General features: G+C 70.0%; 12 protein-coding genes. 10 read left to right on the forward strand and 2 right to left on the reverse strand.

The window, feature by feature from the left end:
• Nucleotides 1-2 precede the first annotated feature (2 nt).
• The 6 genes from OG555_RS09360 to radA all read left to right on the forward strand — a co-directional run bounded on the left by OG555_RS09360 (nucleotide 3) and on the right by radA (nucleotide 7,116).
• Nucleotides 3-698 (forward strand): class I SAM-dependent methyltransferase, encoded by a 696-nt coding sequence (locus tag OG555_RS09360; RefSeq protein ID WP_329482417.1) that lies wholly within the window; start codon nucleotides 3-5, stop codon nucleotides 696-698.
• A 104-nt stretch (nucleotides 699-802) separates the two neighbouring features.
• Entirely contained in the window at nucleotides 803-1,354 is a 552-nt protein-coding gene (locus OG555_RS09365; RefSeq protein ID WP_329482418.1) for a hypothetical protein, read from the forward strand.
• Nucleotides 1,344-2,591: an ABC transporter substrate-binding protein gene (locus OG555_RS09370; protein WP_329482419.1), complete on the forward strand. Its 1,248-nt coding sequence runs from the start codon at nucleotides 1,344-1,346 to the stop codon at nucleotides 2,589-2,591. Before OG555_RS09365 ends, OG555_RS09370 begins: the two co-directional genes overlap by 11 nt.
• Nucleotides 2,591-4,363, forward strand: a complete 1,773-nt coding sequence (locus OG555_RS09375) for a sugar ABC transporter permease (protein WP_329482420.1) — start codon at nucleotides 2,591-2,593, stop codon at nucleotides 4,361-4,363. Before OG555_RS09370 ends, OG555_RS09375 begins: the two co-directional genes overlap by 1 nt.
• Nucleotides 4,360-5,676 carry a hypothetical protein gene (locus tag OG555_RS09380; RefSeq protein ID WP_329482421.1) on the forward strand — a complete coding sequence of 439 codons (1,317 nt, stop codon included), beginning with the start codon at nucleotides 4,360-4,362 and terminating at the stop codon, nucleotides 5,674-5,676. Before OG555_RS09375 ends, OG555_RS09380 begins: the two co-directional genes overlap by 4 nt.
• A 36-nt stretch (nucleotides 5,677-5,712) precedes the next feature.
• Nucleotides 5,713-7,116, forward strand: coding sequence for a DNA repair protein RadA (radA, locus tag OG555_RS09385; RefSeq protein WP_329482422.1), 1,404 nt, complete (start codon nucleotides 5,713-5,715; stop codon nucleotides 7,114-7,116).
• A 47-nt stretch (nucleotides 7,117-7,163) separates the two neighbouring features.
• On the opposite strand, the gene OG555_RS09390 is transcribed toward radA, so the two are convergent.
• On the reverse strand, nucleotides 7,164-9,362 hold the full coding sequence (locus tag OG555_RS09390) for an FUSC family protein (RefSeq protein WP_329482423.1): 2,199 nt from the start codon (nucleotides 9,360-9,362) through the stop codon (nucleotides 7,164-7,166).
• Between the two features lie 251 nt (nucleotides 9,363-9,613).
• On the opposite strand from OG555_RS09390, the gene OG555_RS09395 reads away from it, so the two are divergent.
• The 4 genes from OG555_RS09395 to OG555_RS09410 all read left to right on the forward strand — a co-directional run bounded on the left by OG555_RS09395 (nucleotide 9,614) and on the right by OG555_RS09410 (nucleotide 14,010).
• Complete coding sequence (locus tag OG555_RS09395) at nucleotides 9,614-10,552, forward strand: beta-ketoacyl-ACP synthase III (protein WP_329482424.1); 939 nt, start codon at nucleotides 9,614-9,616, stop codon at nucleotides 10,550-10,552.
• 219 nt (nucleotides 10,553-10,771) lie between these two features.
• Nucleotides 10,772-11,827, forward strand: a complete 1,056-nt coding sequence (gene disA, locus OG555_RS09400; RefSeq protein ID WP_328526919.1) for a DNA integrity scanning diadenylate cyclase DisA — start codon at nucleotides 10,772-10,774, stop codon at nucleotides 11,825-11,827.
• A 117-nt stretch (nucleotides 11,828-11,944) separates the two neighbouring features.
• The gene (locus OG555_RS09405; protein WP_329482425.1) at nucleotides 11,945-12,520 is read left to right on the forward strand and encodes a PadR family transcriptional regulator; all 576 of its coding nucleotides are present in this window, start codon (nucleotides 11,945-11,947) and stop codon (nucleotides 12,518-12,520) included.
• Nucleotides 12,496-14,010, forward strand: a complete 1,515-nt coding sequence (locus tag OG555_RS09410) for a DHA2 family efflux MFS transporter permease subunit (protein ID WP_329482426.1) — start codon at nucleotides 12,496-12,498, stop codon at nucleotides 14,008-14,010. The genes OG555_RS09405 and OG555_RS09410 overlap by 25 nt, the downstream gene beginning before the upstream one ends.
• Here the strand turns inward: OG555_RS09410 and OG555_RS09415 are convergent.
• Nucleotides 13,981-14,613: a hypothetical protein gene (locus OG555_RS09415; protein ID WP_329482427.1), complete on the reverse strand. Its 633-nt coding sequence runs from the start codon at nucleotides 14,611-14,613 to the stop codon at nucleotides 13,981-13,983. The genes OG555_RS09410 and OG555_RS09415 overlap by 30 nt on opposite strands.
• Between the last annotated feature and the right edge of the window lie 57 nt (nucleotides 14,614-14,670).

Genomic DNA, 14,670 nt, shown 5'->3' on the forward strand with positions numbered 1-14,670 from the left:
CTGTGAGCATTGCGGAGGGTGGGATCCCGAGTCCCAACATCTGGCAGCACCCGAAGGTGTACGAGGTCGAGAACCGGGCGGTGGATCCGGACGGCGTGATCGAGCCGGCCATGCGGGCGATCCGGGACTGGGCCGGACTGACGGTGCTCGACATCGGCTGCGGGACCGGCTTCCACCTGCCGCGGTTCGCGGAGACCGCGGCCCGGGTGATCGGGGTCGAGCCGCACGGTGCGCTGGCCGACGCGGCCAGGCGTCGTACGCGCGAATTGCCCAACGTCGAGGTGCGGCAGGGTACGGCGCAGCGGTTGCCCGTGCCGGACTCCTCGATCGACGTGATGCACGCGCGCTGGGCGTACTTCTTCGGGCCGGGGTGTGAGCCCGGACTTGCCGAACTGGACCGGGTGATGCGGCGGGGCGGGACCGCGTTCGTGATCGACAACGACGCGAGCCGATCGACGTTCGGTGGCTGGTTCGGTGCTGCGTACCCGATGATCAAGCCTGCGGTCGTGGAGAAGTTCTTCACCGAGCGGGGGTGGACGCGGACGCCGCTGGACATCGGCTGGCGGTTCGAGCGACGGGAGGACCTCGAGGCGGTGATCCGGATCGAGTTCAAGCCGGCCGACGCGGACCGCATCATCGCGTCCCACTCCGGCGTCGAGGTCGACTACGCGATCAACCTCTGGAGTAAGACCTTCTGAACGTCTTCTGAAACGACACCCGGGACCGGCTGCGGGCGGACCTCCGGGGCCCATAGGGTTGACGAACCACTCGACGGGTCTTCTGGGGGAGGCGCCAGCCAGGGATGGACGGACTGCTGCTCGACCGCGTGCCGGGGTTGCCGGATCGACTTCGGATCGACGTAGGTCAGCAGCGAGCCGTGGTGATGCCCGCCGCGGTGGACCGCCGTCGGCTGGCCGACCTGGTGACCGGTGCCGAGGATCCGCCGGACGGCGCGGTGGTGAAGATCGGCGGCGCGGTCCGGCTGGTGCCCGCCGAGGGTGGCCTGCTTCCGCACCTGACTGTCCTCGACAACGTGATCCACGGGCACACTGTCGCGCATCCGGTCACCAAGCAGGCCGCGAAGGAACAGAGTCTGGTCAAAGCCGGCCGGTGCGGACTCGCGGACGTGCTCGACCGCTACCCGCACGAGATCACCCCAGGCCGTCGCCGGCTGGCCGGTGTGGCCCGAGCACTCGGCGCGTACCCGCGGGTGATCCTGCTGGAGGACGCGAACGGCCTACCAACCTGGGGATCCCTACTGCGCATCGAACACAACCCGGACCTCTCGTCCGCGGCGATCCTGCTCATCACAACCAGTTCAGCCCGTACGGCGGGTTTCCTCGATGCGGAGTAGTCGCCGAGCGTTCCTGGGAGCCGCCGCGACGCTAGTGGTCGCGGGCTGTTCGAGCGATGTGCTCGGACTGCGCCGTAGCGTGCGGGTCGCCGTGAGCTGGAGCGGTCAGGAGCTACGTGCCTTCCACAAGGTGCTCGACGGTCTCGGCCGGCTGGACTATCCCGTGGAGGTCGTACCGCTCGGCGACGACATCTCCACGGCGTTCGGCGCCCGATCCACGCGCCGGCCGGACATCGTGATGCTGCCGCAACCCGGTCTGGTCCCTCGTCATCTCCACGACCTCGAGCCGATCCCCGACGACCTCGCCGACCTCGGCCGGGCCCGCTTGTGGAAAGAGCAGTTGGTGCACGACGGAACTACGTACGGCGTGCCCTTCAAGACAGCGCACAAATCGGCGGTCTGGTATCGGCCGTCGGTGTTCCAGCAGGTCGGCGTACAACCTCCGCGACTGTGGGCGGACTGGCTGGACCTCAACCGGACCTTGACGCAGGCCGGGGTCACGCCGTTGTCCTTGGCTGCTGGTGATGGCTGGGTGCTGACCGACTTCTTGGAGAACGTGCTGCTGGGCATAGCGCCGGCCGTCTATGCAGGACTCGCGACGGCTGCTGATCCACGTCCGTCCCGGCAGCCGCAGTTCGCCGCTGCACTACGGTTGCTGGGGACGATGTGGTCGGCTCCTGGTGCGCTGGCCGGTGGAGTGAAGCGCTCGCTCGTGCAGCAGTTCCCAGATGCGGTTGTGGAGGTGTTCGGACACCGCAGAGCAGCCATGGTGCTCGCGTCCGACTTCGCCGAGCCGGTCGTACGGTCGTTTGCCGCAGACCCGGACGACACCGGTGTCTTCACCTTCCCACCCCTGGAACCCGGCGCGGCTGCGCCCGTGGTCGTCGGTGGGGACGTCATGGTGTTGCCGAAGCCGACCACCGAGGACGCGCGCGATCTGGTCCGTCGGCTGGCCGCTCCAACCGCCACGGACCCGTGGATCAAGGAGGGCGGGTTCCTGGTCGACGGACAGGTGTCGGGCTACTCCCCCGAGCTCACCCGGCTGGCCGAACAGCTGACCCGTCCGGGAGAGCAATTGCAGTTCGACCTGTCCGACCTGCTGGGACGGCTCGGTGACATCAACGGACTGTGGCGTGTCCTCACCGACTTCCTGACCCAGATCGGTGGCCGCGGGGCTGCCGTCGTACCCGAGGCTGTCGACGCGGCGATGAGCGAACTGCGGGAGGTGGAGGGCTGATGGGCCTGCAGACGAACGGCCTGTCGCTCGAGGTCGTCGGCCGGGAGGTGAGCGGACGGCCGGTACCGGGAAAGCCGCGCCGGCCGGCCGGACCGTACCTGCTGGGCTTGCCGGCGCTCCTGCTGAGCTGTCTGCTGCTGATACCGATCGGGGTGACGGTGGTCGCGGCGTTCCGGACGCCGGGCGGCCTCGGTTTCGGCAACTTCGCGGTGATGGGCGACCCCGGCGCATTGCGTGCCGTGGGCAACAGTCTGCTCTGGGTGCTGGTCGCCTTCGGACTCGTCGCAGTCGGGTTCTTCCTTGCCCTGTTGAGTTATCGGCTGCCCGGACTGGCGTCGTTCCTGCAGCCTGCACTGGTGATCCCGTTCGCGGTGTCGGTGCTGGTGTCCGGTGCGACGTTCCGGCTGATCTTCGACCCGACGCCGGAACGTGGGACCGTGACAGCGGTCTGGACGCGACTGTTCGGGTCGAGTCCGGTGTGGCTGGGCCCCGGTCTGTTCTGGCTCGTGCTGGTGTCCGCCTTCGGCTGGACCTGGCTCGGGTACGTCGTGTCGCTGTTCCGCGCCGGTCTGGACGCGATCCCCGACGACGTGACCCGGACCATCGCTGCCGAAGGGGTGACGGGGTGGCGGCGGCTACTGGCGCTGGAGATCCCGATGCTGCGGCCGATCACCGGTGTGGTCACGCTGACCCTGGTGATCGCGGCAGTCCGGGTGTTCGACCTGGTGCTGATCGTCGTACCGGGTTCGATGCAGCGGTCCGCTGATGTGCTCGGTCTGAACTGGTGGCGTGCGACCACGACTGGCGACGACTCCGGACGTACGGCGGCCCTCGGTGTGGTGCTCTTCGCCATCGTGGCCGCGGTCGGCGTGATCGGCGTCCGTGGACTGCGGCGGCGTCGGTGGGCCATGCCCGTCACGGTCGTGCCGCCCGACCCGTCGCTGGGTCGACCGAAGCCGAGCAAGCGGGTACGACGGATCGGGTGGACGGTCGGGTTCGCAGTGAGCCTGGTGTGGATCTTCCCCGCGGTGGTGCTCGTCGCAACTGCGCTGCACTCACCGCGGGAGGCCGGGCTGCGAGGTTGGTGGTCCCTTTCGGGACTGGGGTTCTCATCGTTCGCGGCGGCTGCGAATATCGGGCTGTTCCGGGCTCTGCTGTCCACAGCGCTCATCGCCGGTGCGGCCACGGTTGTCCTGCTGGTGATCGCCGTACCGACGGCTTATCTAGTCGCATGGGGCGGCTTGCCGCAGTGGCTGGGCCGGGTGGTGACGTCTGCCTTTGTAGTGCTGGCAGTGACTCCTGTGCAGATGTATGCCGCTCCGCTGCGGGATGCGATCGGTAGTGCTGGGTTGGCGGGATCGCGGATCGCACTGGCGCTTGTGCATGCGGCCGCCGGTCTGCCGTTCGCAGTGCTGTTGCTGCGGTCTGCTTTCGCATCAGCTCCACCGGCGTTGGTGTCTGAGGCATTGCAGGGTCCTGCGCGGCAGAGCGCCGTACTCGCGACTGTGCAGCGGACGTATCGGCCCGCACTGGTTGCTGTCGCGGTGCTGGAGTTTGCACTGGTGTGGAACGACTTCATCGTCGGCTTCCTGATCAGTGGCCCTGGTACGACGCCGTTGTCGCTGGTGTTGTGGGGTGAGGCGCGGCAGTTCTCGGCGTCGAGTGGAACCGTGGCCGCTGCAGCTGTGGTCGCGTCCGTCGTACCGGCTGTACTGATGTTGTCGTTCTGGCAGACCGTGGTGCGCGGGCTGACCGCTGGGAGCAGGCCATGAGCGCTGACGAGGATCGCGGGCCTTCTCCGGAGGAGAAGCCGCCGCGGACGGGGCGACGCGGACGCGTCTTCGGGATCAGTGGACTCGCATCCGGCCTGCTGACCGGGCTCCTGACCGACGGGTGGTCGCAGAGCTTCAGTGCGACCGGCTGGGTGCGCATCGTCGGCGTCGCCGTGGCCCTCATCCTCTTGCTGATCTGGGCGATCTACAACGCGCCGGCCGCACTCCAGGCCTATCGACGCCGGCGGTACGGCGTTCACGCGCCGATCGCCGCCCCCGAGCTTCATGCGGCGGCCGAAGAGGCCGAGCAGTGGATGATCGCACTCGGGTCCGATGCCGGCGGGATGGCCGCGGCCGAGTGGTACTCGATGAACGAACCGCAACTGCGCGAGGTACTGCTCACGGAGAAGCCGCGCGACGAGACGGCCGATGACCTGGCCCGGATCTGTGACGCACTCGAGGTCTGGTACCTCCGCCGCTCAGAGCCGGGTGCATTGCTGGAGTTGAGTGAGTTCCTGAGCGCTGTCGCGGACGCCTGTGGGCGCCGCGACCTGGCGGAACTCGCCGCCGCCCGCGCTGCAACGGCGTACCGGCTGATGGGTGATCTGGAAGCAGCGAGCACTCGGCTGGGCGTCTCGGACAATGTGGCGACGCACACTCGGACCGCGGCCGCTCTGACGACTCGCAGGCAGGTCGAGCGGGCACTCCTCCACCTGGCCCGAGCCGAACTGGCGCCAGCGGGCAACGACCGCGACGAGGCCGTCCTGAATGCCCGGGACCGGTTGGACGACGCGCGGCTGAGCCGCCCGGGTCCCGACCTTGCCGCCGAGGTCGCGATCTACATCAACCGCGCGATCGTGCAGCTGTATCACCAGGACCCGGAGGGCGCGCTGGATCAGCTTCGGCCGGCCGTGGCCCGTGCGACGGCGGCGGGCGACATCAGCGGTCAGGCGCATGCCCTCGAGCTCACTGGCGTGGCGGCGTGGATGCAGCGCAGTCCGCACGAGGCGAAGCGCTGGTGGCAGCACGCCGAACACCTCTACGCCGAGGTCGACGAACGCGAAGGCCGCGCGCGGTGTCTTCAGCACCTGGGCTCGGCCGAGGTAGCGGCCGGCCGGCTGCGCTCCGCGCGTGAGTTGCTCGAGCAGAGTGCGCTGTTGCGTACGTCGGAGAGCGAGATCCTGGCGAGATACCTCGAAGCCGCACGGGAGATCGCAGCCCCGCCGGTGATCGCCGAAGACGCCGGGCACCGCGTCGCCGTCAGCCGGCTCACTCGCGGCCTCGAGCGCATCCGCAACCACTTCACCCGTTGACAGGATTTGTCGGCGGTTTCGCTTAGGTTGTTGGGCATGGCGAAGACGGCGGGGCAGACCAAGAGCAAGGCAACGTCGTTCGCTTGTTCGGAGTGTGGCTGGACGACGGCGCGCTGGATCGGGCGGTGCGGTGAATGCCAGGCGTGGGGCACGGTCGCCGAGGTCGGAGCGCCCAAGGCCGCCCGGATCACCGCTGGTCCGGTCTCGTCGCCCGCAATGCCGATCGCCAAGGTGTCCGCGATCGAGGCCGAGTCCCGTCCGACCGGCATCGCCGAGCTCGACCGGGTCCTCGGCGGCGGCGTCGTACCAGGGGCGGTGATCCTGCTCGCGGGTGAGCCCGGCGTCGGGAAGTCCACGCTGTTGCTCGAGGTCGCGGCGCAGTCAGCCCGGCGCGGTCAACGCACGCTCTACGTCTCGGGTGAGGAGTCGGCCGCCCAGGTGCGGCTGCGCGCCGGGCGGACCGACGCGCTCGTCGACGAGCTGTATCTCGCGGCCGAGACCGACCTGGGCGCGGTCGTCGGGCAGGTCGACGCCGTGGACCCGTCGTTCCTGGTGATCGACTCGGTGCAGACCATGGCGCATCCGGAGGTCGACGGCGCGCCCGGTGGGGTGACGCAGGTCCGCGAGGTCACCGGTGCGCTGGTGCGGCTGGCCAAGGAGCGGCACATCGCCGTCGTACTGGTCGGGCACGTGACCAAGGACGGCGCGATCGCGGGGCCGCGGATGCTCGAGCACCTGGTCGACGTCGTGCTCGCGTTCGACGGCGACCGGCACTCCGGGTTCCGGATGGTGCGAGCGACCAAGAACCGATTCGGGCCGTCGGACGAGGTCGGGTGCTTCGACATGGTCGACACCGGCATCGTCGAGGTGTCGGACCCGACCGGGCTGTTCGTCTCCGAGCACGCCGAGCCGGTCGCCGGCACGTGCGTGACGGTGATGATGGAGGGCCGCCGGCCGCTGCTGGCCGAGGTCCAGGCGCTGGTCGGCCCGTCGGCCGCTCCCCAGCCGCGCCGGACCACGTCGGGGCTGGAGTCGTCCCGGGTCGCGATGGTCCTCGCCGTACTCGGCAATCGGGCCGGCCTCAAGCTGACCGATCAGGAGGTGTACGTCGCCACCGTCGGCGGCGTGAAGATCACCGAGCCGGTCGCGGACCTGGCCGTCGCGATCGCGGTCGCGTCGTCGGTGATGGACCGTCCGATCCATCCCGGCCTGATCGCGATCGGCGAGGTCGGCCTGGCCGGTGAGGTCCGCCGGGTCGGCGGCCTCGAGAAGCGCCTGGCCGAAGCCGCCCGGCTGGGCTTCACCAAGGCGATCGTGCCCGCCGACGTCCCCAACCGCGGCAAGGACCTGAAGCCGATGGACATGCAGGCCAAGTACGGTCTGCGCGTCTTCGCCGCCCCCGACCTCCCCTCGGCCCTGATGGCCGCCGGCCTCGCCTGATCTCGTCACCCAACCCTCCCGGCCACCCGGGTCGATGGTCGTGACGTTCACCGCCGGGCCTGGGGTGCTGTGACGGACGCAGGGCCGAGCGCCCGCTCGAGCCGGTCGAGGTCGTCGGCCAGCGCGTGCAGCCAGCTCCAGCCGTCGACGATCCGCAGCGTCGCGTCCTGCGCCCCGGACAGTGTCGGGGTGCCTGAGTCGTCGAGTCGTCGGCTCAGGGCAGCGCCCGCGCGGGCGGGAGGGGGGTCGCCTACGGCGATGGCGGCGGCCGCGGTCGCGTAGTCGGCGCTGACCTCACCCGCCGCGCCCTCCAGGGCTCCTGCGGCGTCCATCGGCGGATACGGCCCTCCGGCGTGACGGGCCTGCAGCACGGACGAGTAGTCGGCGAGCCGGTGCACGACCGACAGCACGATCAGCCAGTCCGGGCCGGGGTCGCCGGACGGCTCGGTGCGGAACTGCACGTACGCCTGGTCGAACAGCGCCGCCAGTCGGTTGAGGTCGGGCGGGGTCCCCGAGGAGACACCACGGGTCAGCCGCGTGACGGTGTCCCGGATGACGCGCGCACCCGCGTGCAGGCCGGCCGCAGCCGCCCGCCGGACCTCTCCGCCACCTCCACGCGGCCACACCGCCGCGCCGATGAGCGCGCCGACGAGGCCGCCGACGACGACGTCAGCGAGCCTGACTTCGGCCAACCGCCAGTTCGCCGGCGCGACCTGCGCGAACAGCAACGCAACGACGACGGTGAAGCAGGCCTGGCCGGCCGCGACACCGAACAGGGGGCCCGCCACGAACCCCACCATCATCACCAGCGGCAATGCCCAGGCCAACACGTCGACATCGGGACCGACGAGGGCGAGCAGGCCGGCCGCGACGAGCGCACCGCCGACCGTTCCGACGAAGCCGCGCAGAAAGACGGCTCGGTCCGCCACTGCCGACGTGCGCATCAGGCTCAGGGTCGCCAGCAGGACCCAGAAGCCGTGCGAGAGGTCCAGCACGCCGGCGACGACCCGGGCGGCGGCCAGGCCGACGGCGAGGCGCACCGCGTTCTGCAGATACACCGAGCGCGGCGTGAGATTCGCGCGGACGCGTTGCCACACCAGCTCCGCGGGCCGGGCGTGCAGGAACCACAGTTGCTGCGGCGTCGTGGCGGGATCGGGTGCCGGCGCCCTCAGGAAGCCGCCTCCGGCGAGCACGGCAGTGCGGGCGCTCTCGGCTACGGCCATCCCCGCGAGCCCGGCCCGGAGGCCCGCCGGGGTCCCCGCCTGGTTGGCAAGGCGCCGGCCCCGCTCGGCGACGTACCTCTCCAGCGCGCCGTCGACGCCGGTGGTGGCGATCGGGCTCGGGCTGCCGGCTCGCAGCGCCGCGGCGAGGGCGGCGAAGGCGTCGCCGGACGCGGCGACGAGATCGGCGGTACCGGGATGCCTGGTGCGCTGCGAGTCGGTCAGCAGGTCGGCCAGGTCGGCCAGGCGGCCCGCGGCCACCCGGGTCGCGGCGCTGGCGGCGAGCAGCGCACGGTCGCGGATGCCCGGGCCGAGGGGCCGTTGCGCCGGCGGGATGTCCGACAGCCGCAACCGGGCCACGGCATCGAGTGCAGCGCGGCGGGCGGCGAGCTCCGGGCCGATGGCCGCCGCCGGGCTCTGCAGTACCGGTCGCAGCGCCATCGCGTACGCGGCAACGGCGTCCGCCGCTTCGAGCAGCCGCTCACCGTGTGGTCGTGGAGCGGCTGCGGGCCAGACCAGCCGGTCGGCGAGTGTGAGCAACAGACCGCCCACCAGCAGGCCGACGAGCCGCTGGTCGAGGGTGTCCGGAGCGAACGGCGGGAAGCACGGCAGCACATAGAACAGCTGCAACCCGTTGGCCACCCCGGCGACCCGAGGGCCGCCCACTCCCGCGTAGGCCACGGTGAACCCGACGACGAGCATCCCCGCGGCGGCGACCGCGGTACTCACCGCAGCCAGGGTTCCCGCAGTGATGAGCACGGCGCCGATGGCGACTGCGGCGAGGTAGGTCCGTGTCCGCGTCGACGGCGCGCCCTGCAGGTCCGACAGCCCCCCGAGTGCGACCGCCGTGAAGAGGGCGTACACCGCCGTCGTCGGGTCCCCGACGACGTACTGCAACGGGTAGAAGCCCAGACAGGCCGCGACGGTGACCTGAACGGCCCGGCGTACCGCGGCCCGCCCGCCGTCGTCGAGCCGCCTGATACGCCCGAGGGTGGCGGCGGTCGATCCCCGGACGTCCGCCGTCATGTCATCCGGCTCCGTCCCTACCGAAGGTGCGGTTCTCGGTGGCCGACAGAACGGGCGTAGGTCTGCCCATCCCCCCGAGTTACCTTACGCCGCAATGCCTCCGCAGAGATCGCACCGAACTGCGGGTGTGGGGTGAGACGGGGATCTACACACGGTCGATGGGGAACGTACTCTGGGGGCGCCCCGTCGGGTTCAGTGGCGAACCCGGGAACCCGCCGGCACCCCCCGCCGGATGACTGCAGGAGCACGAGATGACCGGATCCAGAGTTGTCGCGCTCGGCCACTACCAACCCGAGCGGGTGCTCACCAACGCCGAGCTCGCCACCATGGTCGAGACCAACGACGAGTGGATCCAGAGCCGGGTCGGGATCCGGGAGCGCCGCATCGCGGCACCGGACGAATCGGTCGACGAGATGGCGTGGCGGGCCGCCGACAAGGCCGTCGCCAATGCCGGGATCGACAGCTCCGAGATCGACTACGTCGTCGTCGCGACCTGTACGGCGATCGACCGGTCACCGAACATCGCCGCCCGGGTCGCCGCGCGGCTCGGCCTCGGCAACCCGGCCGCGATCGACCTGAACACCGCGTGCTCGGGCTTCACCTACGCGCTGGCGACCGCCGACCAGGCGATCCGGGCCGGCGCCGCGTCGAAGGCCCTGGTCATCGGCGTGGAGAAGCTGAGCGACTGGACGGACTGGACCGACCGCACCACCTGCGTGCTGATCGGCGACGGCGCCGGCGCGGCCGTGGTGGTCGCGAGTGAGGAGCCCGAGGTCGGTCCGGTGGTGTGGGGCTCGGTGCCGGAGATGTCGGACGCGGTCCGGATCGAGGGCCGCGACGGCCCGTTCCAGCAGGAAGGACTCAGCGTCTTCCGCTGGGCCACCACGCAACTGCCGGAGATCGCGCAGCAGGTGTGCGAGAAGGCCGGCCTGAAGCCCGAGGAACTCGGCGGCGTGGTTCTGCACCAGGCCAACCTGCGCATCATCGAGCCGCTGGCCAAGCGGCTCGGCGCGGTCAACGCGGTGGTCGCCAAGGATGTGGTCGAGTCCGGCAACACGTCGGCCGCGAGCATCCCGATCGCGCTGTCGAAACTGGTCGAGAAGCGCGAGATCCCGTCCGGCGCGCCGGTGCTGTTGTTCGGGTTCGGCGGCGGTCTCTCGTATGCCGGTCAGGTCATCCGCTGCCCCTGACGCGACAGGCGCCGTCGCCGCGAGGGCTTGATTCACGCGGCAAACCACAACTGCACGGTCCGGATGCACGAGCGGCTGCACGCGCACGGGCAACCGCGACCGGCATCGCACCCCGCGAGCGGACGCCCACCGGGGACTTCGGCTCCATCGCATCCGCGTAACCGCATAGACTCAGGTTCCGTGGCTCCGAATTCCGACAAGAACAGCACCGGCGCCCGGATGCGCGCGACCCTCGCGGCGGTGGCACCCGGGACCGAACTGCGCGAAGGCCTGGAACGGATCCTGCGCGGGCGTACCGGCGCCCTGCTCGTCCTGGGCCACGACAAGACCGTCGACTCGATCTCGACCGGCGGCTTCGAGATCGAGGTCGAGTTCTCCGCGACCGGACTGCGTGAGCTGAGCAAGATGGACGGCGCGATCATCCTCGACCGCGACGTGAGCCGGCTGCTCCGCGCCGCCGTACACCTGATGCCGGACCCGTCGATCCACACCGAGGAGACCGGAACCCGGCACCGCACCGCCGACCGGGTCGCGCGGCAGACCGGGTTCCCGGTCATCTCGGTGTCGCAGTCGATGCACATCATCGCGCTGTACGTCGACGACCAGCGCTACGTCCTCGAGGACTCCGGCGCGATCCTGTCCCGCGCCAACCAGGCCCTCGCGACGCTCGAGCGGTACAAGCTCCGCCTCGACGAGGTGTCTGCCACGCTGTCCGCGCTGGAGATCGAGGACCTGGTCACGGTTCGCGACGTGGCCGCGGTCGCGCAGCGGCTGGAGATGGTCCGGCGGATCGCCACCGAGATCGACGGGTACGTCGTCGAGCTCGGCACCGACGGCCGCTTGCTCACCCTGCAGCTCAACGAGCTCGTCGCCGGGGTCGCCGGTGAACGCGAACTGGTCGTCCGCGACTACCTGCCACCGGCCACGGGTCGCAAGCCCAAGACGGCGGACGACGTACTGCTCGAGCTGGACGCGGTCAGCCCGACCGACCTGCTCGACATCGGTCAGGTCGCCCGGGCCCTGCAGCTCGGCGGCGCCGAGCAGCTCGACGCCGCGGTCACACCGCGGGGCTACCGGCTGCTGGCCAAGGTGCCGCGCCTGCCGGGTGCGGTGATCGACCGGCTGATCGACCACTTCGGCCACCTGCAGAAGTTGCTCGCGGCAAGCATCGACGACCTGCAGACGGTCGAGGGCGTCGGCGAGAACCGGGCCCGCACCGTCCGCGAGGGGCTCTCCCGGCTGGCCGAGTCGAGCATCCTCGAGCGGTACGTCTGACCCCGGCTCCCCCGATCACCCCAGACCCCCGGCCACCCGCCGGGGGTCTTGCGCGTCCGGCCGTCGGAGAGTAATACTCCGGATGGAACATTTCGCGTGGAACAATCCAGGTGGAGGATGATGGCCGAGCTCACGCCGTTGGCGATTTCGGTCCTGGCGCTGCTGCACGAGAACCCGATGCACGCCTACGAGATGTACCAACTGCTGGTCAGCCGCCAGAACGACCGGATCGTGAAGGTCCGGCCCGGCTCGCTCTACCACACGGTCGAGCGACTGGCCGGGCAGCAGTACGTCCGCGCGACCGGCACCGAACGGGCCGGCAACCGCCCCGAACGCACGACCTACGAGATCACCCCGGCGGGTGCCGAAGCGCTGCGGCGCCGGGTGGAGAGTGGGATCGAGAAGTACGTCTACGAATACCCGTTGTTCCCGGTGGTCCTCAGCGAGGCGCACAACCTCGACGCCGAGGATGCGCTGCTGCGGTTCCGCTGCCGGGTCGCGGACCTGGACGACTGGCTCAAGGATCTGGACGAGTCGCTCGGGCGGGCCCGCGAGGACGGCGTGCACGAGCCGTACTGGATCGGCGGCGCCTACATCCGCAACCAGATCGCCGCCGAACGGGACTGGCTCGCCACCACCATCGAACGTATCGAGAGCAAGGACTTGCCATGGCAACCCCGCAAGAACACGTGAGGCCTCCGGAGGTGCGGCCGTGGCCCGCGCTGTGGGCCCTCGTCATCGGCTTCTTCATGATCCTGGTCGACTCGACCATCGTGTCGGTCGCGACGCCCGCGATCCTGGAAGACCTGCACACCGATGTCGGCAGTGTCATCTGGGTGACCAGCGCCTACCTGCTCGCGTACGCCGTACCCCTGCTGGTGACCGGACGACTCGGTGACCGGGTCGGTCCGAAGAAGGTCTATCTGACCGGTCTGGCCCTGTTCACCCTGGCATCGCTCTGGTGCGGGTTCACCACCTCGATCGGCATGCTGATCCTGGCCCGGGTCTTCCAGGGTCTCGGCGCCGCGATGATGACACCGCAGACGATGGCCGTGATCACCCGGATCTTCCCGCCGGACCAGCGCGGCCGGGCGATGAGCCTGTGGGGCGCGACCGCCGGCGTGGCGACGCTGGTCGGCCCGATCCTCGGCGGCGTGCTGGTGGACGGGCTGGGCTGGCAGTGGATCTTCTTCATCAACGTGCCGGTCGGCGTGGTCGGATTCGTCCTGGCGATGCGACTGGTGCCCGACCTGCCGACGAACGAGCACAAGTTCGACATCCCGGGGGTGGTGCTGAGCTCGATCGGTTTGTTCTGCTTGGTGTTCGGCATCCAGGAAGGACAGAAGTACAACTGGGGCACGATCAAGGGACCGATCTCGGTCTGGTCGCTGATCATCACCGGTCTGGTCGTGCTGGCGATCTTCGTGGTCTGGCAGTCCCGCAACCGCGGCGAACCGCTGCTGCCGCTGGGCCTGTTCAAGGATCGCAACTTCTCGCTGGCCAACGTCGCGATCACCACGGTCGGCTTCGCGATCACCGCGATGACGTTCCCACTGTTTCTGTACGCGCAGGCCGTGCGCGGACTGAGCCCGACCAAGTCGGCGTTGCTGCTGGTCCCGATGGCCGTCATCACCGGCCTGCTGTCGCCGTTCGTCGGCCGGCTCACCGACCGGGCGCATCCGCGCTACCTGGCCGGCTTCGGACTCGCGTGCTGCTCGATCGCCCTGTTCTGGCTCAGCCAGGTGATCGAGCCCGACGTACCGATCTGGGAGCTGCTGCTGCCGATCGCGTTGCTTGGCGTGGCGAACGGCTTCATGTGGGCTCCGATCGGCAGTACGGCGACCCGCAACCTGCCGCTGAGTCAGGCGGGCGCCGGGGCGGGCGTCTACAACACGACGCGGCAGATCGGCGCGGTGCTCGGCAGCGCCGGCATCGCCGTACTGATGGAGTCGCTGCTGGCGCGCAACCTGCCGGTGGCATCGGCTGGTGCAGCGGCGGGTGAAGGCGCCTTCAGCGGGAGCTTGCCGGAGCCATTGCAGCAGGGCTTCAGTGACTCGATGGCGCAGGCGCTGATCCTACCGGCCTCGGTGCTGCTGATCGGTCTGGCGGCCGCGCTCATGTTCGCCAAGCCGGTGCGCACGCAGGGCAAGCCGTCAGACGACCTGGAAAGCCTGCACGGCTGACGAGCGGTCGTCGAAGTCGGCCTTCACCACATAGGTGCCAGGTTTGGCCACCGGCTGCCCGGGAAGGCAGCCGGGGCCGGACCGGTGCCCGTTCCAGGGCACCGTACTCGTCGCCTGCTTGCCTTTGGCAACAACCAGCGTGGCGCGCGGAATCGCTTGTCCACAATGGGTTGTCGTCCAGATCAGGTCCGTGCCGGACATCACCGTCACGGTCAGCGCGCTGGGATCGATCGTCGCCTTGCAGCCGTCCGACACCGCGTCGAGCCGGACCACGAAGTTCAGCGCGGACCCGGACGCGATCTTCCGGTTGGCCGGCAGCACCTCGACGCGCACATCGGACCCGGAACACTTCGTGTCCCGTGGAGTTGGCGGCGTGGTGGTTCTGGTAGGCGTCGCCGTAACCGTCGGAGTGGTGGTCGGCGCGGCAGGTGGGGCGCTACTGCTCGGGTCCGAGGCGGCCGTGTTGTGCGGGCTGTCACCGCCGCCACCGAACAATCGGACGATGAGAAGGAACAGCAGCACCAGTACGGCGAGCACCAGTCCCCGGCGGAACCAGTACACGCTGGCGGGCAGATGCCCGACCGGACGGAGCAGGCTGCTCATGTTCGCACCCTAATATCGGCTCTGTGCTCGACCAGTCAGGCTCGCCGCTCACCGCTG

The sequence above is a fragment of the Kribbella sp. NBC_01484 genome, from assembly GCF_036227145.1.
Lineage (GTDB): Bacteria > Actinomycetota > Actinomycetes > Propionibacteriales > Kribbellaceae > Kribbella.